We start from the raw sequence: 19,401 nt of genomic DNA on the forward strand, positions 1-19,401 counted from the left end.
AAGTGGGCAATGTTCCTTATTCTGTTTTATTCCGGACCAGGAGAAAAGGTGACGTTCGAAAACAGCTCGGCAGCCCGATCGACTTTTCCGCCGCCGCCAACGCCGCCCAGCAGTGCGCGCTGCTCGAGGACGATTTGATTTTCAATGGTTCAACTGAATTTGATGTGCCGGGCATTATGAACGTCAAAGGAAAAATCGCCCACATTCGCAGCGATTGGATGAAATCGGGCAACGCCTTTACTGACGTCGTCGAAGCACGCAACAAGCTGCTTCAGCTCGGCCATACCGGCCCATACGCGCTCGTCTTGTCGCCGGAATTGTATGCGTTGATCCACCGCGTCCATGAAGGAACGCACGTGCTTGAAATTGAGCACATCCGCGAGCTGATGACCGCCGGCATTTACCAAACTCCGGTCATTAAAGGCAAACGCGGCGTCGTCATTGACACCGGCCGGCAAAACATCGACCTCGCTGTCGCGGCCGACATGCAAACTGCGTTTTTAGACACAGAAAATATGAACTACCTATTCCGCGTCTATGAGTCCGTCGTACCGCGCATCAAACGTCCAAGCGCCATCTGCACGCTCGAGGATCCGAACGAGTCAGCATGAGCAGCGCCTGATCCGGAGAAGCGGCACGCGGGCTTCCCTTGCCATCAAACAGCAAGAACGGCATATGGCCAGCGATCCGCGCCATGAAAACGAGGCACAGCAAATTCCCTTTAACGAAAACGCGCCCGGACGATAGGGGAGATCGCCGGGCGGTTTCTTGATTTTCCCATTAAGCGGTGCGGGCCGTTTGTCCTTGAACGTTGGAGACGAGCAGCGACAATTCGGGGCTGAGCGCCTCAACACCGATGTCATCGATAATCATTTTCGCTTCCCGCCAAAAATGAACGGTATAACTGCCTTCATAAATCTCAAAGAGGCGTTTTAAATAGCGCCGCTTGTTGTTGATGGCTTCCCGTTTATAAGCGGCGTTGTTCAGCTCACGAATTTTTTTATGTTCAGGCGCAGAGATGACGCTGATGTCATGAACGTTGACGATGAGCCGTTCCCCTTGTTCGGTCACAAAACCGACCGAATAGTATTGGGCGCCTAGTTGATCGATATGAACGATGCAGACGTTTCGATATTCTTCGCCGGAACGGAGGCGGAGAAGCGCCGCTTCCACCGCGCCGCCGACTTTTCGCTCGTTGGCCAAAATCGCTTTCATATCGCGCAGTCCGTTCATCGGAATGCCCATGGTGTCTCCCCCTTGTCCCTAGCCAAGATGGCGTTTTCGCAATTCCTTTTACTATTATGATACCAATCATTCACTCGGATGTAAATGAGATTCATTTTCAAACTAACCATGTAATTTAAAGGAGATGTGTAAAAAAATGGGTAAAACATTCACGGTCGGCTCACTGAAGCCTGCCGTCCGGTCATCGGAGCGCCCCATTTCTGCCGCGCCGCCTAAGCCCGATGGGCCGTCCGCCGTGCGGCCGTCTGTCATTCAAATCGAACAAAAAGGGAAAACGTTCACCGTGCAGCCAGCCCCCGGCGTTTCGCTTCTTGACGCCGCCCTAGGAGGCTGGTGATTTAGTACAAAATACTGCTAGTTCCAGCTATTTCTCAATTAGAAAAACCTTGCGAAATCAGCCTTCTTTTTTGGCGAAATGCCGCTGATTTGCTCGTGACAGCCGTTTTTCACCGGCCTTCTAGGACAAGGTGTTCTGCTCGATCACAAATGCAAAAAAGGAACGTGTGGCCGTTGCATGGTCACCGTTCTGGCCGGCGCTCACCTTCTCGCTCCGAAAACGCGGCGCGAGCGCGAAAAAACGGATCAACCAGCCAAACGGCTTGCCTGCCAAGCACAAATCCAATAAGCCGAGCGCTATTTTAGCACGATCGGCTTATTTTTTCCCATGCAACCGCTCCCACCTACTTTCTCTCATTGCCTGACTCTTTACGCCATGGTATGATGGTGAGAAATACAAAAAACGGAGGGGATGCCTATGAGAACGGTCACCTTAACCGACGTCTTTGCCCATCCGATTGCGCAAAAATATTTAAAACGATCCGGCCTCGCCCACGCCATCACCGCGGCGTACCATGCCTACCACCTTGCCCTCCGCCACGGAGTGAACGTCGACTTGGCGACAAAAGCGGCACTGCTTCATGATATCGGCCATTACACATGGTACAAAAACGGCCGTTGGGACTACGAACAATACCGGCAAAACGACATCCATGCCATCAAAGGGGCCGAGCGCGCCCATAAGCTGCTGATCCGCCTTGGCGAACATCCGCAAAACGCTAAGGAAATTGCCCTGGCGATTTTGCTTCATACCGATTCCTACCTTCCAGAAGGAGAATGGAAACGAACGCCGCTTCAAGCCATCGTCAAATGGGCCGACGAAGCCGACGAGGAGCCCGGCGGCCGCCACCATTATCGAACGATCAGCGACGACTTAGCGTGGAAAAAAATCCGCCAGCTCGACGAACTCGTCAGCCGTCAGCACGGAAAAGAGCGGCTCGGGGATATTGTTTGACCGCTTGCCTTGATGTCGCCATTCCCCTTGAACAGACGCGAAACATCGCCACGAACAATGTATGCTCTGAACGGAAACAGCTCACCCTTTCATCAGGTGGGCTGCTCGCGCGCCAGCGACACAGAACGATACACACCATCGAATGCCCTCTTATATCCTCATCGTCCACTCACGCTTTAAGACTGCTTGGCACCATCTGTCCCGCCAAAACGCCCGCTGCCGTTCTTCCCAAAAAAAAAAAAAAACGGCAAGCCTTGGAGCACCGCCGCAACGCACCGTTTTCCTGCACTTACCGCTCTCTTCTCCGTAAATGTTCAATATGACGCCGCACCCGCTCGGTGTAATGCGTGCTTAAAAGAGATGCCCCTTCATCAAGAATAATCGAAGCGTACGATTCGCTTGGCGCGATTTCATCCAACTGTTTCTCGACGACAACGTACGTGAGGGCGGAAACAAGCTGTCCGTTACACTGCACATCGACGTATTCACGACGGTGCACGCCGGCTGGGACGCCCTCGCGCCAATCAAGTTCCGTCACATAGCGCGCCGGAATTTTGTACAGCACGCCTTCGACCCGGTCGCCCGGAGAAGGGACGATATCTGCGACCCCTCCTTGCCGACCGCGAGAATACCGGGTGAACGCCAACCGGTGATCGTCAAGCACCGCTCGGCCCATCACCTCAAAATGCGGGACAGTGCGGCGAAAATCGCGTTCTCTCATGCAAGAGCCATAGGCAAAGTACATCACTTCATCTTTGGAATGGAGAAACACCATCCAATCACCTCCAAAAACTTGTTCGGCGTGTTGCTCAAGCCACTCTTTTCGTTCTGATGGGTACACGTACGTGTAACACGTGTACTTCTCGCCATCAGCATCTATGGCGGTCACGGTGATCCGTTCATAATGGTTAGGCTGCTCCGGACCGCGATACCCCTCAAGCTGGTCGAGTATGGCAAGCGCCGTTTCCGGATCACTGAGTTCGAACACTTCGCCGTGCACCGTTCCTCTTCCGTCCACCATGGCCGGATAGCCGTATGGCAAATGAAACAGCATCCCTTTTACCGTTGCCTTGTGTGCGGACTGCACATACTGGGCAATCAGCCGGTGATTGTGCCCACCTTGCCGAAGTGTTCCGTATACAAATATGTTGATCGTTTCCATTTTTGTTCCTCCTCTATACTTGAGATACATAATTTGATGGTCTTTCATTGATAGATCGCTAGCAACAAAAAGGTTGGAAAGTCTCCCGGGCATGGCAGGCAGCCATTCTGCCCGGGGAACAGCACCGTCAACGGATCGGCCAGCTTCCTCTTTCCACCGTTCGATTGGCCCACACATTCCAATAGCGATGATAGCGAGAAAGGCAAACTTCCATATCCATCTTGTATTGTTTCAGCACATCCAAATGGCCGTTCAGCGAGGAATCATCAAAAATGGTGAACGCCACTTTATAGTCGGTGTCTATCTGTCGGCAGAGTGCATGCAGCTCACGAAGGCTGTTCATGTCAATGTCCTCATACAATTGAAAACGCCCGCTCTCTTTCGCTTCAATGAACGGTCTTGCCTTTTCTTGGATAACGGGGTCATTGAGGACATAGTACGCCATCATGAGCAGTCCGTCCTCGAGCATATGCTCAAGCGTCGGAATCCACACTTTTTTCTTGAACGGTTTCGCGTGTTTAGACGAGAAAAGATTTTTCGGGACTAAAATCCATGCCGGTGCGCTGTTCTCCGATAAAAACAGATAATGAGTCGGGTTAATGCCGCCGTGGTGCGGATGCCCCTTTCCAATCAACAATTGTGCCGTCAATGTCGCCATTGCGAACCCCTCCTTCGGTTTTGTTCATTACAATGGCATCATACAAAAAAATGGTCACCTGCATGGTGACCATTTCCATGGGTGTTTCTCAGATGATATATTCATAATCATCCCGGGAAACAATAATGCGGTAAGGAATCTCGCATTCCCAACGATATCCCCTTCCCCTTACATTGACAATAATCTCCGTCACGGGTTTGGAAAAACACGGTTTCAATTTTTTCCGCAACTTATTCATCATTTTTTTCACGACGTCGTCCCTCACATCGCCCCCATCCCCCCAAACTTCCGTCCGGATGGCATCGTGTTCTTTGACGTTCGGCGCCACCTTCAGCAAACATTGAAGCAATTTGACGAGTCGATCGGACAATTCAACCGAATCGCAAGGGCCGTGCAACACAGCGCCTCTCCGCATATCCAAAATGACATACTGATCGTCTTCCTCAGCCAATTTGCAAGCTTCTTCGTATGTAATATAGGAATGTTTATTTTTTTCGATTAATAGAAACTGAGGATCCTCTTCCTCCACGTCCGTTTTTTTTCGCACATTCACTTGCAAACGGACGTTGTCAATTTCCGTGCGGTACAAACGTTCGCTGTCCTTTTTCTTCGCTTCATCGAGCAAGCGAAGCGCCGTTTCCGGGTCGCCAAGCTGGTTATAGGCGATGGCGCTTGAACAGAGCGCGCGAATATAATGGTACGGTTCAAGGTGTTTGCTTGTTGACTGCAAAACGAGCTGGAATTGACGAATCGCCTCCTTCCAACGCCCGTCATACAGCTCGAGATGCCCCCAATGGTAGCGGCAAACCGGATCGCCCGGGTCAAACCGGAGAGCTTGTTCAAACAATTTCCGAGCCTTTCGATAATTTTCTTTCCTTAATTTGATATCGCGGCCGTAATCGCGCAACAGTTGCGCAAACCATATCTTCAACTTCGTATTTTCCGGCTCCAACTGAGAGAAACGTTGGAAAATCACTTCTCCCCGTCTCAGCCATTGATCATCGTCATCGTGCTCCTCTTCGACGAGCCACTGATTCAATTGCTCGCGCAGCCGTTCGATTTCCTGTTTTTTCCCCACTTCTCCCGTCCCCTTTCGCATTCAAAAGCAAGTTTTTTCTCATTATACCAAGGTAAGGCGCCCAAGCCTACCGTCCGACAACAAGCCGCAACATCTCTTTTCCTTTTCTCTTCCCCATTGTATAATGCAGCGAGAATCCCTCCGTTAATCATGTTTTCCGGCAAAAAACCGCGTTGGACGATGCCCCAACGCGGTTTTCCTTACAGCTCATCAAACCCATTATCCACTTGCACTTTCGTATATTGGCGCGGTTTTTGCTCGAAGAAGTCTGATTTGCCGAGGTCGACTTCTTCATACGCTTTAATCCAGCGGAGCGGGTTCGTCCGATAGCCGTCAAACGGGCGGTCAAAACCGAGCTGATGAGCGCGGACGTTGGCGTAAAACTTAATGTACGCTTCCAAATCAGCCAAGTCGATGCCATCGATGTCATTCCCGATGATTTCCCCGGCCCATTCGATTTCCAGCTCAGCCGCTTTCGTAAACGTTTCACGGACAAAATCGGAAAGCTCCGGCGTCCGATACTCCGGGTATTCGTTCAACACTTCTTTGAAAATTTTCGCAAACAAATCAACATGAATGTGCTCGTCGCGGTTGATGTAATTGATCATCGTGCTCGTCGCCACCATTTTTTGCTGGCGCGCAAGGTTGTAGAAGAACGCAAACCCTGAGTAGAAAAACAGTCCTTCTAAAATGACGTCAAAAACGATGGAGCGCAACAAGTTTTCCACATTCGGCTCTTCCGCAAACGCCTTGTAGCCGTTCGTCACAAAATCGTTCCGCTTGCGCAGCGTCGGTTCGTTCCGCCAAAAGTCGAATACTTCATCTTGCTTCGCTTTCGGCACAAGGCTCGAGAGCACGTACGAATAGGAATGGTTGTGAATGACTTCCTGCTGGGCGAGCATGATCATGAGCGCATTGATGCTCGGGTCCGTAATGTAATCAGCGACGCGCCCAGCGTAGTCGGTTTGGATGCTGTCAAGCAGCGCCAAGAGTCCGATGATTTTCAAAAACGCATCCTGCTCGCGGTCGGTCAGCTGCGGAAACTGCTTCACATCTTGCGACATATTGATTTCAAACGGCGTCCAAAAGTTGGCGAGCATTCGCTTATATTTCGCATACGCCCATGGGTAGGCGATATCGTCCCAGTTCAACACATTCGAGCAGCGGCCGTTGATGATGCCCGTCGAACGGTTCGGCGCCTCTGGATCCATAATCGGCCGTTTGACTAAGCTGATCGTCATTGTGTCGATTCCTTCCTTTCTCTTTCAAGTATCGTGATGCGCGACCAACCGCGGACGCCCCTCCCGCACAAGGAAGGGAAAGCCCGACCAAAGGCGTTTGTTGCGCCCCTTGGTCAGCTCGCGCAAGAATCGCACTCTTCGATCGTCCCCGATGTCGAACGCACGTAATACGTCGTTTTCAACCCCGACTTCCACGCCGTCAAATGCAAATCGAGCAACTCTTTTGCCTTAATCGTGTTCATGACGTAGAAGTTAAAGGAGATGGCTTGGTCGATATGGCGCTGGCGGGCGGCGTTTTGCTTGATGCTCCAACGTTGGTCGATATGGTACGCCGATTTGTAATACCATGTCGTCTGTTCGTTTAAATCCGGCACCGTAACGGGAATCTTATAATCTTTCTTTTCCTCGGCGTATACTTTTAAGAAAATGGGATCAATGCTCGCCGTGCTGCCAGCGATGATCGACGTCGATGCGTTCGGGGCGATGGCCATGATATAGCCGTTGCGCATCCCGTAGCGGGCCACATCTTGCTTCAGCCGATCCCAATCGAGTTCACCGTGGCTTTCGTAGCCGCGCCGCTCAAAATAAGCGCCCGTCTGCCAGTCCGACCCCGGAAACGCCGGGTAGCTCCCTTTCTCTTTGGCGAGCTCCATGCTCGCTTGAATCGCCAAATACGCGATCGTTTCATACAGCTCGTCGGCATAGCGGACCGCTTCCTCCGACTCCCAGCGAATGCCTTTTAACGCCAAAAGATGATGCCAGCCAAAGGTTCCAAGCCCGACAGCGCGGTATTTTTCGTTCGTCAGGCCGGCCTGCAGCACCGGAATATTGTTTAAATCAATGACATTATCGAGCATCCGCATTTGAATCGGGATGAGCCGCGCCAAAACCCCATCGGTCACCGCCCGCGCCAAGTTGATCGACGATAAATTGCAGACGACAAAATCGCCTGGTATTTTTTCGATGATGATCATCCCGTCTTTTACATATTGCCGCTTCATCACCGTTGGGCTTTGGTTTTGCGCGATTTCCGTGCAAAGGTTGCTGCAGTAGATCATCCCGAGATGGCGATTCGGATTTTGCCGGTTCACTTCATCGCGGTAAAACATAAACGGCGTCCCCGACTCGAGCTGGCTGCGCATGATGCTTTTCATCACTTCGATCGCCGGCACTTTTTCTTTCGACAGCCTTGGTTCGTTGACGCATTGCCAGTATTTCTCGCGGAAACTCCCGCACCCTTTTTCCTCATCATAAAAATCTTCCAAGCTAAACCCCATCACCTTCCGCACTTCATGCGGATCAAACAAATACCAGTCGCCGCGCTGTTCGACTTGCTCCATGAACAAATCAGGGATGCAAACGCCGGTGAACAAATCATGCGTCCGCAGCCGTTCGTCACCGTTGTTGAGCCGCGCATCGAGAAACGCAAAAATGTCTTTATGCCATACATCCAAATAGACGGAAATGGCCCCTTTTCGCTGTCCCAACTGATCGACGCTCACCGCTGTATTGTTCAACTGCTTCATCCACGGGATGACGCCGGAGGAGACCCCTTTAAACCCTTTGATGTCGCTGCCGCGCGAACGGATTTTGCCTAAATAGACGCCGATGCCGCCGCCCGATTTCGACAAATTGGCGATGTCGGTGTTGCTGTCATAAATCCCTTGCAAGCTGTCATCGACCGTGTCGACAAAGCAGCTCGACAGCTGGCCGTATGACTTCCCGGCATTGGCAAGCGTCGGCGTCGCCACGGTCATGTATAAGTTGCTTAACGCCCAATACGCTTCCTTCACGAGCTCAAGGCGCCGCTTAGGTGGTTCATTCGCCATTAGCGTCATGGCGATGACCAAAAACCGCTCCTGCGGCAATTCATACAGCCGCCGCTCATAATCGCGGGCCAAATACCGGTCAGCGAGCGTGCGCAGCCCGATGTACGTAAACAGCTTGTCCTTCTCCGGATCAAGAAACGCACCGATGGCATCAATTTCTTCTTTCGTATAACGTTCAAGCAAGAACGGGCTGTACACCCCTTGTTCTGTCAGCGCAACAAGCAGCGAGTAGAAATCGCCATACCGCTCGCGCTCGTCATACCCACGCTGCCGCGCCGCTTCACGGTACAATTGCCGCAAATACAGCCGGGCGCACACAAATGTCCAGTCCGGCTCATCTTCATCAATGTAAGAAAGTCCTTCCAAAATAGCCGTTTGGTGCAGCTGTTCTACCGTGACGGACTCCTTTCGACTGAGAAGCTGCCAAACACGCTCGACGTATTCATCAAGCGACAGACGGCCGAATCCAGCGGCGGCTTGCCCAATCAGCGACGCAAACTCTTCACGTGAAAAAGAAACCGGCTTCCCTTGGTCATCGATGATGATCATTTTCGTCAATGCGGTCATTCGTTTCCCCACTCCTTCAATAAAAAATCCGCTCGGGCAGGCGAGCGGATGAAACGACAGACGGAAAAAAGGCATACGAAACCCTTTTTCTTTTCCCCTATCGTTTCATCTTCTCACACCCCGAAGAACATGAAACGTTCCAAGCAAGGCAGGTCTCCTGACTCGTGCATCGTCCTACTTTGGGGCCTTCCCAGCGGCGCGCCGAATGGCTCTTGCCGCCAGTGGCCATCCCATTTCGTCCGCACATACAGTTGCGGGGGCAGTTCCGGATTCACACCGGATTCCCTATTAAGTCCTGATGGACACCATTGCTTGGCGCAACGATATATAGTTGTTTAAAAAATAGAACAAAACAATATATAGTAGATGATCATCCTGATGGAACAAGCATATACCAAAACCGGGAGAATTGCAAGAGTGGGCGAATCAAATTTTCTCTTCCTCAAAAAATCATTCCGTTGTTCACATTCTGTTCATAAAAGCATGCTACGATTCACCATGTACGAGAATCATACGAAGGAGGGGGACACAAAATGGGATACAGACCCCAAATCTCACCCGCCCATCAAGAGTGGGCAGTGGAAACACACGAATTGGTGAAAACCTTTGGCGACCACCGGGCCGTGGACGGTCTCAATTTGCGTGTGCGCGCGGGCACCATCTATGGTGTGCTGGGCCCCAATGGAGCCGGCAAGACAACGACAATCCGAATGTTAGCGACGTTATTGCGCCCGGACGCCGGTTCCGCCCAAATTTTTGGGTACGACGTCGTCAAACAACCGCAAGTCGTCCGGCAATTGATTGGTGTCACCGGTCAATACGCCTCTGTTGACGAAACGCTCAGCGCAACAGAGAATCTAATGATCTTTTCTAGGCTTCTGGGACTGAGCCGAACAGAAGCAAGGCGAAAAACAAGCGAATTATTGGAGGAATTTGGTTTGACAGAAGCAGCCAAGCGCCCATTGAAACATTTCTCTGGCGGTATGCGCCGGCGTCTGGATCTCGCCGCCAGCCTCATTGCCCAGCCGCCGCTCATTTTTCTTGACGAACCGACCACCGGACTCGACCCGCGCACGCGCAATCAAATGTGGGAAACGATCCGGCGCTTGGTGAATATGGGAACAACGGTGCTGCTGACAACCCAATATTTACAAGAAGCGGACGAATTGGCAGACCGCATCGCCGTAATTGATCACGGCCGAGTCGTCGCTGAAGGGACACCCGATGAACTCAAGGCGTCCATCGGTCAATCGTCATTGCAAGTCAAGCTGCAACATCCTGGAGAGATCGAAACGGCCAAGCGCATCATTGAGCGCGTTCTCCATGTTCGGCCGACGGTATCCTTAGAAACCGGGAACATCACGGCGCCGATGGCCGATCCAGACCATGTGACGGACCTGCTTGTCGCTTTGCGTCAAGAGGGCATCCACTTAACCGAGTTAAGTGTGCAAAAACCAACCCTCGATGAGGTCTTTCTGACCATTACCGGCCATGGAGTGGAAAAACGTGCAGATGAATCCAATGATGTAAGGGAGGAAGCGATGAGATGAAACCAGTGTCTCCTCAATTGGAGGTCAAACGCCAACAGAAAAACCGTACAAGCGTTTCCCAAGCTGTACGAAATTCGCTGACGATGGCCTATCGTGGTTTGTTGAAGGTGCGGCGCACACCCGAACAATTATTTGACGTCACTTTTCAGCCGATTATCTTCACCTTGATGTTTACCTACATCTTTGGTGGAGCCATCGCGGGGAATGTTCATAACTACTTGCCCATGATCATTCCCGGCATTCTCATCCAAACGTTGATCGGGGCTTCCGTCACTTCAGGAGTTCAACTTCGCGATGATATGGATAAAGGCGTGTTCGACCGCTTTAAATCGCTGCCGATCGCCCGCATCGCTCCGTTGGCTGGGGCGTTATTAGCCGATGTAGTCCGCTATGTCATCGCCACCACCCTGACGTTTGTCATGGGATTTCTTATCGGCTACCGTCCGGAAGGAGGGATCGCCAGTGTGGCGCTTGCGGGCGTTTTCGCCATTGGATGCGCGTGGGCCGTCAGCTGGATCTTTGCCTTCTTCGGCGTCATTGCCCGTCATGCGGCCGCTGTACAGGGAATCTCCATGCTGGCGTTGTTCCCACTGATGTTTGTATCGAATGCGTTCGTGCCGGTCAAGACGATGCCCGATTGGCTACAATGGATTGCCAAAGTCAATCCCATTTCCCATATGATCGCGGCCGTCCGCGAGTTGACGAATCACGGAACGATAGGCACCGATTTCGTCCTCTCCTTGCTCGGCGCGGCAGCCATTGTTGCGATCTTTGCTCCGATCACCGTTCGTGTCTATATGCGCCGCGCATAACCACTGGGGATGTCCGCGATGAGCATCCCCGCTTCTCCAATGAATATTAAAAATCAAACCCATCGTTTCATTATCTGCTGTCACGACGAAATTATAAACGAACCAGCTTCAACATTGACGAAGGCCAAGCAAAAGCGACACAATGGAAAATAGCATGAAAGGACAATGAAAGGGGATGACGATGACACGAATTTTAATCGTCGATGATGACGCGCATATCCGCGAACTCGTCAGCCACTTTTTAAACTTAGAAGGATTTACAATCCATGAGGCGGCTAACGGAAAAGAAGCACTTGACGTATTGGAAACAGTGAAAGTGGATTTGGTCATTATGGATATTATGATGCCGGAAATGGATGGTTGGGAGCTATGTCGCGAACTGCGCGACTACGACGATGTCCCCATTTTAATGTTGACGGCCAAAGGGGAAACAAGACAGAAGGTGAAAGGATTCGAGCTCGGGGCGGACGATTATCTTGTCAAACCGTTCGACCCACTTGAGCTCGTCGCCCGGGTCAAAGCATTGCTCAAACGGTATCGAATCGCTACATCGCAAATCGTACAAATAGGCCGTTTATCGTTAAACCGCAAGACGTACGAATGCCGTTTGGGAGACCAAGAGATCTTCTTGCCGCCGAAAGAATTTGAACTGCTTTTTAAATTGGCCAGCTATCCGGGCAAAACGTTTACACGCGACGAGTTGATTGAACAGATCTGGGGCTACGATTATGATGGGGATGAACGAACAGTGGATGTGCATATCAAACGATTGCGCGAACGGTTTGCCCAACCAGATTCTCCATTTTCCATCCGCACGATTCGCGGGCTCGGCTATCGGTTGGAGGCACAGTCATGAAACGATTGCGATTTGTGCTTAAATCCATCTTGACGGTTATCGCTGTAATGTCCATCGTCTCTCTCTTTTGGACTGCGGCATATTTCATCACAGAAGCGCTCTACACCCAATTCGCTTGGCGGCCGCACCCGCTCGTTCGTCAAATCATTTCATCGATCCTCGGCTTTTTGCTGTTCGGGATGACTATGAGCGCGATCAGTCCTTTTTTGCGAAAGCGCGAAAAAGTATTTTGGCAACACTTAATAGATGCCATTAATCGAATCGCCAAAGGCGATTTTCGAGTAAATCTCCAGGCTGACTGGGGCGGACGGAATCATCCGTTTGCCGAACTCGTGACACGCATTAACGACATGGCCGCGAATTTGCAGGCCATGGAAGAAATGCGGCAAGAATTTATTTCTAATGTGTCTCATGAGATCGGCTCTCCGCTCACATCGATCCGCGGGTTCGCCCGAGCGCTCAAAAACGAGGACCTAAGCCGTGAACAGCGGTTGCATTATCTCGACATTATTGAAACGGAGTGCGTCCGTTTGTCGAAGTTAAGTGAGAATTTGCTGCGGTTGGCGATGTTAGACTCCGATCACTACCCGTTTCATCCCACATCCTATCGCTTGGACACACAGCTGCAAACACTCATTCTTCACTGCGAGCCACAGTGGGCGGAAAAAGAATTGAACATGTGTGTCCTGTTTGAGAAAGTCATCATTACAGCCGATGAAGATTTGCTTAGCCAAGTATGGCTGAACTTGATCCATAATGCGATTAAATTTACACCGAAAGGGGGAACCATCACCATCCAGCTACAACGCCGCGGTGAACAAGCCATCGTCACCGTTTCCGATACAGGGCCAGGAATCAACGAACATGACCAGCTCCGCATTTTTGAACGATTTTATAAGGCCGATAAATCCCGCCATCGCGCCGCAGGGGGTAGCGGGCTCGGGTTGTCGATCGCCAAGAAGATTGTCGATATCCATCATGGAATCATCTCCGTGCAGAGCCAGCCGGGAGAAGGAGCGACTTTTACGGTGGAACTCCCCGTTCATGGCCCGGTTTCTTAGCCCTCTCCATTCCCTATGACAAAAACAAACGAGCAGCATGTTCTTCCTTTTGGTGAAACGCCCATTTCGCGACATTGCTCTCGTCATCTAGAAGGTTGTGATGGAATAGAAAACTTTGGTTGAGCGGGAGGATTTCTAAAATGGTGAAACCTTACGAAATCGTTTTTTGTCTGAACAAAAAAACAGACCATGTTCAAGGAAATCATGGTTTTTCACCACCCTCTAAAACAATGGGTTCCTGTTTCGAATATCAAAACGGGCTGAATTCCTTCACTTGAAAGTCAGCCTCTTTCAATCAAGAGATGAACAAACGTCCCGGCTGAGCCCCGGGACGCTTCATCGTTCGTTTCCCTGCTACGCCTCCAAAACAGACGCTGGCCGCTTCTCGCTTTGTGCGGATGGAGCAAAATCGTACTTCTTTTCCACATAGACTTGATGCCAAACCATAAACGCCAAGACCGTCCACAGCTTGCGGCTATGATCCGCCTTGTGGCGGGCATGTTCATCCAGCAGCCGATAGAGCACGTCCTTATGGAACAGATGATCGGTTTCGCTTTCGTTGATGAGCTGTCTCGCCCAGTCATACATTTCGTTTTTCAGCCAGTGGCGAATCGGCACGGGAAACCCTAATTTTTTCCGGTTTAACACATGATCCGGTACGATGCCCTCAGCCGCTTTGCGCAAAATATATTTCGTCGTGCCGTTGGCTGTTTTCATGTCAGGGGCGATTTGCCTAGCAACCTCAAATACCTTTTTGTCTAAAAAGGGAACGCGCAGCTCAAGCGAATGGGCCATCGTCATTTTGTCCGCTTTGACTAAAATATCGCCCCTTAGCCATGTATGAATATCAATATACTGCATCCGGTTGACGGGTGGGTAATGGAGCGTTTCGCGGTAAAAAGGAGCCGTCACCGCCGTATATTCGCGCCCCTCTTGGTACGTTTTGAGCAACGCCGCTTTTTCCTTTTCGCTATAGATTTTCGCATTGCCGACATACCGTTCTTCAAGCGGCGTCGTTCCGCGCTCCAAAAAGCTTTTTCCTTTCATTCCGTCCGGAAGCATCTTCGCGATCACCCGCAACACCGCTTTTACGATGTTTGGCATGCGCGCAAACAGCCGCAACGACTCTGGTTCGCGGTAAATGTTGTAGCCGCCAAACAGCTCGTCCGCCCCCTCGCCGGAAAGCACAACCGTGACATGCTTTCTCGCCTCACGAGCGACAAAATACAGCGGCACAGCCGCAGGATCGGCAAGCGGATCGTCCATATGCCACATAATTTTCGGCAACTCTTCCATATACTCCTGCGGTGAGATGACATAGCTAATGTTGTCTACCCCAAGCTTCTCTGCGGTTTCTTTTGCGACATCGATTTCGCTGAACCCTTCCCGCTCAAACCCCACGGAAAATGTCTTCAGGTGCGGATGGAATTGTTTCGCGATGGCGACGATGAACGATGAATCAATGCCTCCCGACAAAAACGCACCGACCGGCACATCGCTGCGCATATGGACGTTGACCGAATCAAACAGCGCATCGCGGATTTTCTTTACAAGCTCCTCTTCCGATTGGCGAATGGGCTCGAAGGATGCCTTCCAATAACGATGAATGGTGAGCGGTTTTCCGACTTTTTTCTTGAGATAATGCCCCGGCTCCAGCTTGTAAATGCCGGCCGACATCGTCAGCGGCTCAGGGACATATTGGAACGTTAAATAATGCTGCAGGGAATCACCGTTTGGCGATTCCTGTCTGAGGGCCAGCAAGATGCTTTTCTTTTCCGAAGCGAAAAACGTGCAGTCTCCTTGCTCCGCATAAAAAAACGGCTTAATGCCGAACGGATCGCGCGCCGCAAACACCGTTTTCTCTTGCTTGTCCCAAATGACAAACGCAAACATCCCGCGCAGCTTTTCGACCGCTTTTTCTTTTTCCGCGCTGTAAAGGGCAACAATCACCTCGGTATCCGAATGCGTCGCAAACGAATATCCTTTCGCCGCCAGCTCTTCCCGCAATTCAATATAGTTGTAAATTTCCCCGTTAAAAATGATCCAATATCGATCGTTTTCATAAGACAGCGGCTGATGTCCCGCCTCCAGATCGATGATGCTCAAACGCCGAAAACCAAAACTCACGTAGTCATCAAAAAAATACCCCTCATCGTCGGGGCCGCGATGCGTAATCAGGCGGTTCATCTCTACTAACGTTGTTTTCCATGTTTGCTCAATCGCTCTTGGGCGATCATGAATACAGCCAATAAAACCGCACATGGCGATGATTGTCCCCCCACTTTGCTAAGAAGAATCCAAAAACAACACCAAAAACCTTTTTGTTTAAAACTAAAATGATTTATACAAAGACACTTTCATTCTATCGTACACAACATCAAGTTTCAAAAACAATCTGTTTCCATTTTTTCAGGAAAACTGCTTGCAAGATTTTCAGTTCCTCATAATATTAACGATAAAGTATGGAGAAAGTGTGAATTTCACCATTTTTGCACATCGATCTGTTACTATAAAAACACACACGTGTTATAAAGGAGTTGAGAATGGCTTGTTAGCGTTTATCCTTTTTTTGACTTTTCTCATCGTTTCCCTTTGTTTTGTTCTCTTGAGAAGACCTCTAAACGGGAGGATGGATCAACTGTCGCTCGGATTGTATATTTCCTGTTTCTTGCTATTGGCCGCCTCATTATCCTATTATGCAAGTTCGGCCCAGACAGGCGATGCCATCAAAGCCTTCATACAGAACAGAAACAGCAGAGAAACCAATCCGTCCCCCAGCAATCAAGCAAAGGAGGCGAATCGATCAGTTGCCTCTTCAAAGAAACAAGCGCTAAGGACATCCGTCCTGATTGACGCCCCCCTTTTGTCTCAGCTTCCGGAACTGCCGAGGGGATGCGAAGTAACCAGCTTGGCCATGCTCTTGAATCATGCCGGCATTCGCGTCGATAAGATGACGTTGGCGAAACAAATCAAGAAAAATCCTACTCCGTATCAAGTGCGAAATGGCCAAGTGTTTTACGGCCACCCAAATGAAGGGTTTGTCGGCGATATGTATACGTTATCGAAGCCTGGATACGGCGTGTACCATAAGCCGATCAAGCAGTTGGCTGAGCGGTACTTGCCTAACCAAATCATCGACTTAACAGGGCAATCGTTTGAGAACATCTATACATACTTGGCCAAAGGCACACCGGTTTGGGTGATCACCAACACCACCTTTCGTCCTCTTCCTCCCTCTGCCTTTCGGGAATGGCAAACCCCGCAAGGCCCGATCAAAATCACGTACCGGGAACACGCGGTGCTCATTACGGGATACGATGAGCAGTACATTTATTTCAATGATCCATTGACCGCTGTCAAAAACCAAAAAGCGCCGAAACAAGACTTTATCGACGCTTGGGTTCAAATGGGACGGCAGGCGATTACCTACCACCGTTAGACATCGGTGAATCCGAATCGCTTGCCTTTTTTTACATTTCAGTTGAACGATTTTCTCCATACATTTTGCACATCTATTTTTTATCATATCATTGCATCTCCCACTACAAGCTTAAGGAGGGAAAACGACATGAAAAAATGGCTGCTTGGCGCCATTTTCGCAGGAGTAGCAGCGATTGGCGCAGCTTGCTCAAATCCATCTTCCATGCAGGGACACGACATGTCCGGCATGAATATGGAAAAAGAAAATACTTCCGCTGAAACGAGCAAGCAGCAATTGCCTTTAGCAACCAATACAGAAGTATTATCCGAGAAAGAAATTCACCTTACTGCGAAGGAAGCGTTATTACCCATTAATGGTCAAATCAAACTCCCGGTATACACGTATAATGGATCCGTGCCTGGTGCACAAATCCGCGTGAAGCAAGGAGACAAAGTAAAAATCGTAGTAAAAAATGAATTGCCGGAACCGACAACGATTCACTGGCACGGCTACCCTGTTCCAAATAACCAAGATGGAGTACCGGGTGTCACGATGGACGCCATTAAACCGGGTGAAACGTTTACGTATGAATTTACAGCAACCGTGCCGGGAACGTATTGGTATCATTCCCATCAAAAAAGCGCCGAGCAAGTGGACAAGGGATTATACGGTACATTAATCGTAGAACCGAAAAATGAAGAAAAAGTCGATCGAGATTACACGCTTGTATTAGATGAATGGATGAGCGACCCGGACGCCGAAAGCCATATGGACATGAATATGAGCAGCATGAACCATAGCCATATGGGACATGGAAATAGTTCCGATGGCCAACAAATGGATATGAGCAGCATGGGACATAATATGAATATGTACGATATTTTCACGATTAACGGAAAAAGCGGAGCGGCTATTGAACCGTTAAAAGTGAAAAAAGGCGAAAAAGTGCGACTTCGTCTTGTCAATGCAGGGTACATGTCCCACAAGCTTCATTTGCATGGACATGAGTTTAAAATTGTCGCAACGGACGGCCAACCGTTAAAGAACCCGCAACCAATCAAAGATGAACTGTTGAATATCGCTCCGGGTGAGCGCTACGACATTGAGTTTATCGCCAATAACCCGGGTGAATGGCTGCTGGAATGCCACGGCAATATGAAAGGCACCGATGGCATGAAAGTGAAAATTCAATACGAAGGACAAGCAAACAATACGGACAAAGCAAATGCAAAAGAAAACCTCCCTGTCGTGGATATGACAACATATGGAAAATATGAAACAGGTCCATTTACGTTAGACCAAAAATATGATGTAGAGTATACAATGGATTTAGGAACGGCCATGGGCAAAAATGGCATGATTTTCACGATTAATGGGAAAACGTATCCTGACACAGCGCCTATTCATGTGAAGACAGGAGATTTCGTAAAAGTAAAAATCGTGAACAACTCGCCGATGGATGTACATCCGATGCATTTACACGGCCATTTCTTCCAAGTGTTAAGCAAAAACGGCAAGCCGGTCACAGGCTCTCCATTGATAAAGGATTCCTTAAATGTAAACCCTGGTGAAGAATATGTCGTCGCGTTTAAAGCGGATAATCCGGGAAATTGGATGTTCCATTGCCATGACTTGCACCATGCTTCAGCGGGAATGGTGACAGAAGTCAAATATACCGACTACAAATCGGACTATACTCCAGATCCGAATGACACAACCAATAAAGGTGAATAAAAAAGCTCAAGGGGCTGACCCAAAACACAAATGCGTTTTGGGTCAGCTCCTCTTTCCTTATTACCATGTATAGGTGTGAACCACCCGCCACCTACGCTTCGCTTAGAGGGCTGACGATTTAGTGAAAAATGCTGGCTGATCCTAGTCGTTTTTCCATTTGTCTGAAGCAGCCAAAATATCTTGCAAAAAGACGCTAGGATCCCTCTGCATACTTAACACTCCTTAAAATAGTTGGCTTTAATCCTGGTTTGATATCATCTACAATCACTAAATCCACTGGTTTTTGAAAATGATCTTCCAAACTCAGTTTCAACTCCATATAATGATCAAACGTCACCGCATTATCCATAAATTCTACCAACACATCAATGTCACTTGATTCCCTTTGTTCCCCCCGACTGTACGAGCCAAATAACCCGATTCGCTTCACACCATACTTTTTCTTCCACAAATCTAAACATTTCGACATTTCATTAAGGATGTCTTGTTGTGATAGCAAATAAATCCCCCCTTTTTCCGCGCCTGTTATTTTCATTATAACATCTCGCTTTCTCGATATTCTTCAAGAAGAGAAAAAACTTTCCCCAGCCGAGAACTCGTTTAGGCGATGACAATGTCCCGTTACGCTCTGGATAAAAAAGTGCCCCGTCATCACTTCGGGGCACCTTCCGTATGTTATTTCACATCATATCCTTGCTCTTCAATCGCTTCTTTCAGTTTTTCTACGCTGACCTTTGTTTCATCATACTCCACATCGACAGTTCCTTCTTGCAAATGCACTTCTACACGGCTGACGCCATCCAACGCTTGAAGGGCATTGGTCACCGCCGCTTTGCAATGTCCGCATGTCATTCCTTGTACTTGTAATGTAATCGTCATCATCCATTCCTCCTTAA

General features: G+C 49.6%; 18 protein-coding genes, 1 pseudogene and 1 riboswitch. Of the genes and pseudogenes, 10 read left to right on the plus strand and 9 right to left on the minus strand.

The window, feature by feature from the left end:
* Nucleotides 1–59 precede the first annotated feature (59 nt).
* Nucleotides 60–611: pseudogene (locus tag GC56T3_RS13710) on the plus strand (family 1 encapsulin nanocompartment shell protein); the annotation flags it as partial.
* Nucleotides 612–780: 169 nt separating this feature from the next.
* Here the strand turns inward: GC56T3_RS13710 and GC56T3_RS13715 are convergent.
* On the minus strand, nucleotides 781–1,245 hold the full coding sequence (locus GC56T3_RS13715) for a hypothetical protein (protein WP_011230416.1): 465 nt from the start codon (nucleotides 1,243–1,245) through the stop codon (nucleotides 781–783).
* A gap of 136 nt (nucleotides 1,246–1,381) precedes the next feature.
* On the opposite strand from GC56T3_RS13715, the gene GC56T3_RS13720 reads away from it, so the two are divergent.
* The 3 genes from GC56T3_RS13720 to GC56T3_RS13725 all read left to right on the plus strand — a co-directional run bounded on the left by GC56T3_RS13720 (nucleotide 1,382) and on the right by GC56T3_RS13725 (nucleotide 2,536).
* A complete protein-coding gene (locus GC56T3_RS13720; RefSeq protein ID WP_227456655.1) occupies nucleotides 1,382–1,582 on the plus strand; it encodes a hypothetical protein in 201 nt (66 codons plus the stop codon).
* 135 nt (nucleotides 1,583–1,717) lie between these two features.
* The gene (locus GC56T3_RS18140; protein ID WP_049775753.1) at nucleotides 1,718–1,870 is read left to right on the plus strand and encodes a 2Fe-2S iron-sulfur cluster-binding protein; all 153 of its coding nucleotides are present in this window, start codon (nucleotides 1,718–1,720) and stop codon (nucleotides 1,868–1,870) included.
* Between the two features lie 129 nt (nucleotides 1,871–1,999).
* Nucleotides 2,000–2,536 (plus strand): HD domain-containing protein, encoded by a 537-nt coding sequence (locus GC56T3_RS13725; protein WP_013146000.1) that lies wholly within the window; start codon nucleotides 2,000–2,002, stop codon nucleotides 2,534–2,536.
* Between the two features lie 289 nt (nucleotides 2,537–2,825).
* Here the strand turns inward: GC56T3_RS13725 and GC56T3_RS13730 are convergent, their stop codons facing one another.
* The 5 genes from GC56T3_RS13730 to GC56T3_RS13755 all read right to left on the minus strand — a co-directional run bounded on the left by GC56T3_RS13730 (nucleotide 2,826) and on the right by GC56T3_RS13755 (nucleotide 9,146).
* Complete coding sequence (locus GC56T3_RS13730; RefSeq protein WP_013146001.1) at nucleotides 2,826–3,698, minus strand: gamma-glutamylcyclotransferase; 873 nt, start codon at nucleotides 3,696–3,698, stop codon at nucleotides 2,826–2,828.
* A gap of 127 nt (nucleotides 3,699–3,825) precedes the next feature.
* The gene (locus GC56T3_RS20030) at nucleotides 3,826–4,356 is read right to left on the minus strand and encodes a hypothetical protein (protein ID WP_013146002.1); all 531 of its coding nucleotides are present in this window, start codon (nucleotides 4,354–4,356) and stop codon (nucleotides 3,826–3,828) included.
* An 88-nt stretch (nucleotides 4,357–4,444) separates the two neighbouring features.
* Nucleotides 4,445–5,434, minus strand: coding sequence for a helix-turn-helix domain-containing protein (locus tag GC56T3_RS18845; RefSeq protein ID WP_013146003.1), 990 nt, complete (start codon nucleotides 5,432–5,434; stop codon nucleotides 4,445–4,447).
* Nucleotides 5,435–5,634: 200 nt separating this feature from the next.
* Entirely contained in the window at nucleotides 5,635–6,675 is a 1,041-nt protein-coding gene (locus GC56T3_RS13750; RefSeq protein WP_013146004.1) for a ribonucleotide-diphosphate reductase subunit beta, read from the minus strand.
* Nucleotides 6,676–6,788: 113 nt separating this feature from the next.
* Nucleotides 6,789–9,146, minus strand: coding sequence for a ribonucleoside-diphosphate reductase subunit alpha (locus tag GC56T3_RS13755; RefSeq protein WP_013146005.1), 2,358 nt, complete (start codon nucleotides 9,144–9,146; stop codon nucleotides 6,789–6,791).
* Between the two features lie 54 nt (nucleotides 9,147–9,200).
* Nucleotides 9,201–9,396, minus strand: a riboswitch (cobalamin riboswitch).
* A gap of 208 nt (nucleotides 9,397–9,604) precedes the next feature.
* Here GC56T3_RS13755 and GC56T3_RS13760 point away from each other — a divergent pair.
* The 4 genes from GC56T3_RS13760 to GC56T3_RS13775 all read left to right on the plus strand — a co-directional run bounded on the left by GC56T3_RS13760 (nucleotide 9,605) and on the right by GC56T3_RS13775 (nucleotide 13,350).
* On the plus strand, nucleotides 9,605–10,621 hold the full coding sequence (locus GC56T3_RS13760; protein ID WP_011230411.1) for an ATP-binding cassette domain-containing protein: 1,017 nt from the start codon (nucleotides 9,605–9,607) through the stop codon (nucleotides 10,619–10,621).
* Nucleotides 10,618–11,433, plus strand: a complete 816-nt coding sequence (locus GC56T3_RS13765) for an ABC transporter permease (RefSeq protein ID WP_011230410.1) — start codon at nucleotides 10,618–10,620, stop codon at nucleotides 11,431–11,433. The genes GC56T3_RS13760 and GC56T3_RS13765 overlap by 4 nt, the downstream gene beginning before the upstream one ends.
* 181 nt (nucleotides 11,434–11,614) lie before the next feature.
* Entirely contained in the window at nucleotides 11,615–12,289 is a 675-nt protein-coding gene (locus GC56T3_RS13770) for a response regulator transcription factor (protein WP_011230409.1), read from the plus strand.
* Nucleotides 12,286–13,350 carry a cell wall metabolism sensor histidine kinase WalK gene (locus GC56T3_RS13775; protein ID WP_011230408.1) on the plus strand — a complete coding sequence of 355 codons (1,065 nt, stop codon included), beginning with the start codon at nucleotides 12,286–12,288 and terminating at the stop codon, nucleotides 13,348–13,350. Before GC56T3_RS13770 ends, GC56T3_RS13775 begins: the two co-directional genes overlap by 4 nt.
* 354 nt (nucleotides 13,351–13,704) lie before the next feature.
* Here the strand turns inward: GC56T3_RS13775 and asnB are convergent, their stop codons facing one another.
* The gene (gene asnB / locus GC56T3_RS13780) at nucleotides 13,705–15,612 is read right to left on the minus strand and encodes an asparagine synthase (glutamine-hydrolyzing) (protein WP_013146008.1); all 1,908 of its coding nucleotides are present in this window, start codon (nucleotides 15,610–15,612) and stop codon (nucleotides 13,705–13,707) included.
* A 286-nt stretch (nucleotides 15,613–15,898) separates the two neighbouring features.
* Between asnB and GC56T3_RS13785 the strand changes: the two genes are divergently transcribed.
* Both GC56T3_RS13785 and GC56T3_RS13790 read left to right on the plus strand, forming a co-directional pair.
* Nucleotides 15,899–16,789 (plus strand): C39 family peptidase, encoded by an 891-nt coding sequence (locus GC56T3_RS13785; protein WP_013146009.1) that lies wholly within the window; start codon nucleotides 15,899–15,901, stop codon nucleotides 16,787–16,789.
* A 129-nt stretch (nucleotides 16,790–16,918) separates the two neighbouring features.
* A complete protein-coding gene (locus GC56T3_RS13790) occupies nucleotides 16,919–18,505 on the plus strand; it encodes a multicopper oxidase family protein (RefSeq protein ID WP_013146010.1) in 1,587 nt (528 codons plus the stop codon).
* A gap of 193 nt (nucleotides 18,506–18,698) precedes the next feature.
* Here GC56T3_RS13790 and GC56T3_RS13795 read toward each other — a convergent pair whose 3' ends face one another.
* Both GC56T3_RS13795 and copZ read right to left on the minus strand, forming a co-directional pair.
* A complete protein-coding gene (locus tag GC56T3_RS13795) occupies nucleotides 18,699–19,040 on the minus strand; it encodes a nucleotidyltransferase family protein (RefSeq protein ID WP_013146011.1) in 342 nt (113 codons plus the stop codon).
* 140 nt (nucleotides 19,041–19,180) lie between these two features.
* Nucleotides 19,181–19,384: a copper chaperone CopZ gene (gene copZ, locus GC56T3_RS13800; RefSeq protein WP_011230404.1), complete on the minus strand. Its 204-nt coding sequence runs from the start codon at nucleotides 19,382–19,384 to the stop codon at nucleotides 19,181–19,183.
* Between the last annotated feature and the right edge of the window lie 17 nt (nucleotides 19,385–19,401).

Source organism: Geobacillus sp. C56-T3, assembly GCF_000092445.1.
Lineage (GTDB): Bacteria > Bacillota > Bacilli > Bacillales > Anoxybacillaceae > Geobacillus > Geobacillus thermoleovorans.

Bases quoted from the DNA above. Each gene is read 5' to 3' on its own strand.
- GC56T3_RS13775 (WP_011230408.1), top strand. From the start codon at position 12,286: ATGAAACGATTGCGATTTGTGCTTAAATCCATCTTGACGGTTATCGCT.
- copZ (WP_011230404.1), bottom strand. From the start codon at position 19,384: ATGACGATTACATTACAAGTACAAGGAATGACATGCGGACATTGCAAA.
- GC56T3_RS13790 (WP_013146010.1), top strand. From the start codon at position 16,919: ATGAAAAAATGGCTGCTTGGCGCCATTTTCGCAGGAGTAGCAGCGATT.
- GC56T3_RS13795 (WP_013146011.1), bottom strand. From the start codon at position 19,040: ATGAAAATAACAGGCGCGGAAAAAGGGGGGATTTATTTGCTATCACAA.
- GC56T3_RS13770 (WP_011230409.1), top strand. From the start codon at position 11,615: ATGACACGAATTTTAATCGTCGATGATGACGCGCATATCCGCGAACTC.
- GC56T3_RS13750 (WP_013146004.1), bottom strand. From the start codon at position 6,675: ATGACGATCAGCTTAGTCAAACGGCCGATTATGGATCCAGAGGCGCCG.
- GC56T3_RS20030 (WP_013146002.1), bottom strand. From the start codon at position 4,356: ATGGCGACATTGACGGCACAATTGTTGATTGGAAAGGGGCATCCGCAC.
- GC56T3_RS13755 (WP_013146005.1), bottom strand. From the start codon at position 9,146: ATGCCTTTTTTCCGTCTGTCGTTTCATCCGCTCGCCTGCCCGAGCGGA.
- GC56T3_RS13715 (WP_011230416.1), bottom strand. From the start codon at position 1,245: ATGGGCATTCCGATGAACGGACTGCGCGATATGAAAGCGATTTTGGCC.
- GC56T3_RS13725 (WP_013146000.1), top strand. From the start codon at position 2,000: ATGAGAACGGTCACCTTAACCGACGTCTTTGCCCATCCGATTGCGCAA.
- GC56T3_RS13730 (WP_013146001.1), bottom strand. From the start codon at position 3,698: ATGGAAACGATCAACATATTTGTATACGGAACACTTCGGCAAGGTGGG.
- GC56T3_RS13720 (WP_227456655.1), top strand. From the start codon at position 1,382: ATGGGTAAAACATTCACGGTCGGCTCACTGAAGCCTGCCGTCCGGTCA.
- GC56T3_RS13760 (WP_011230411.1), top strand. From the start codon at position 9,605: ATGGGATACAGACCCCAAATCTCACCCGCCCATCAAGAGTGGGCAGTG.
- GC56T3_RS13765 (WP_011230410.1), top strand. From the start codon at position 10,618: ATGAAACCAGTGTCTCCTCAATTGGAGGTCAAACGCCAACAGAAAAAC.
- asnB (WP_013146008.1), bottom strand. From the start codon at position 15,612: ATGTGCGGTTTTATTGGCTGTATTCATGATCGCCCAAGAGCGATTGAG.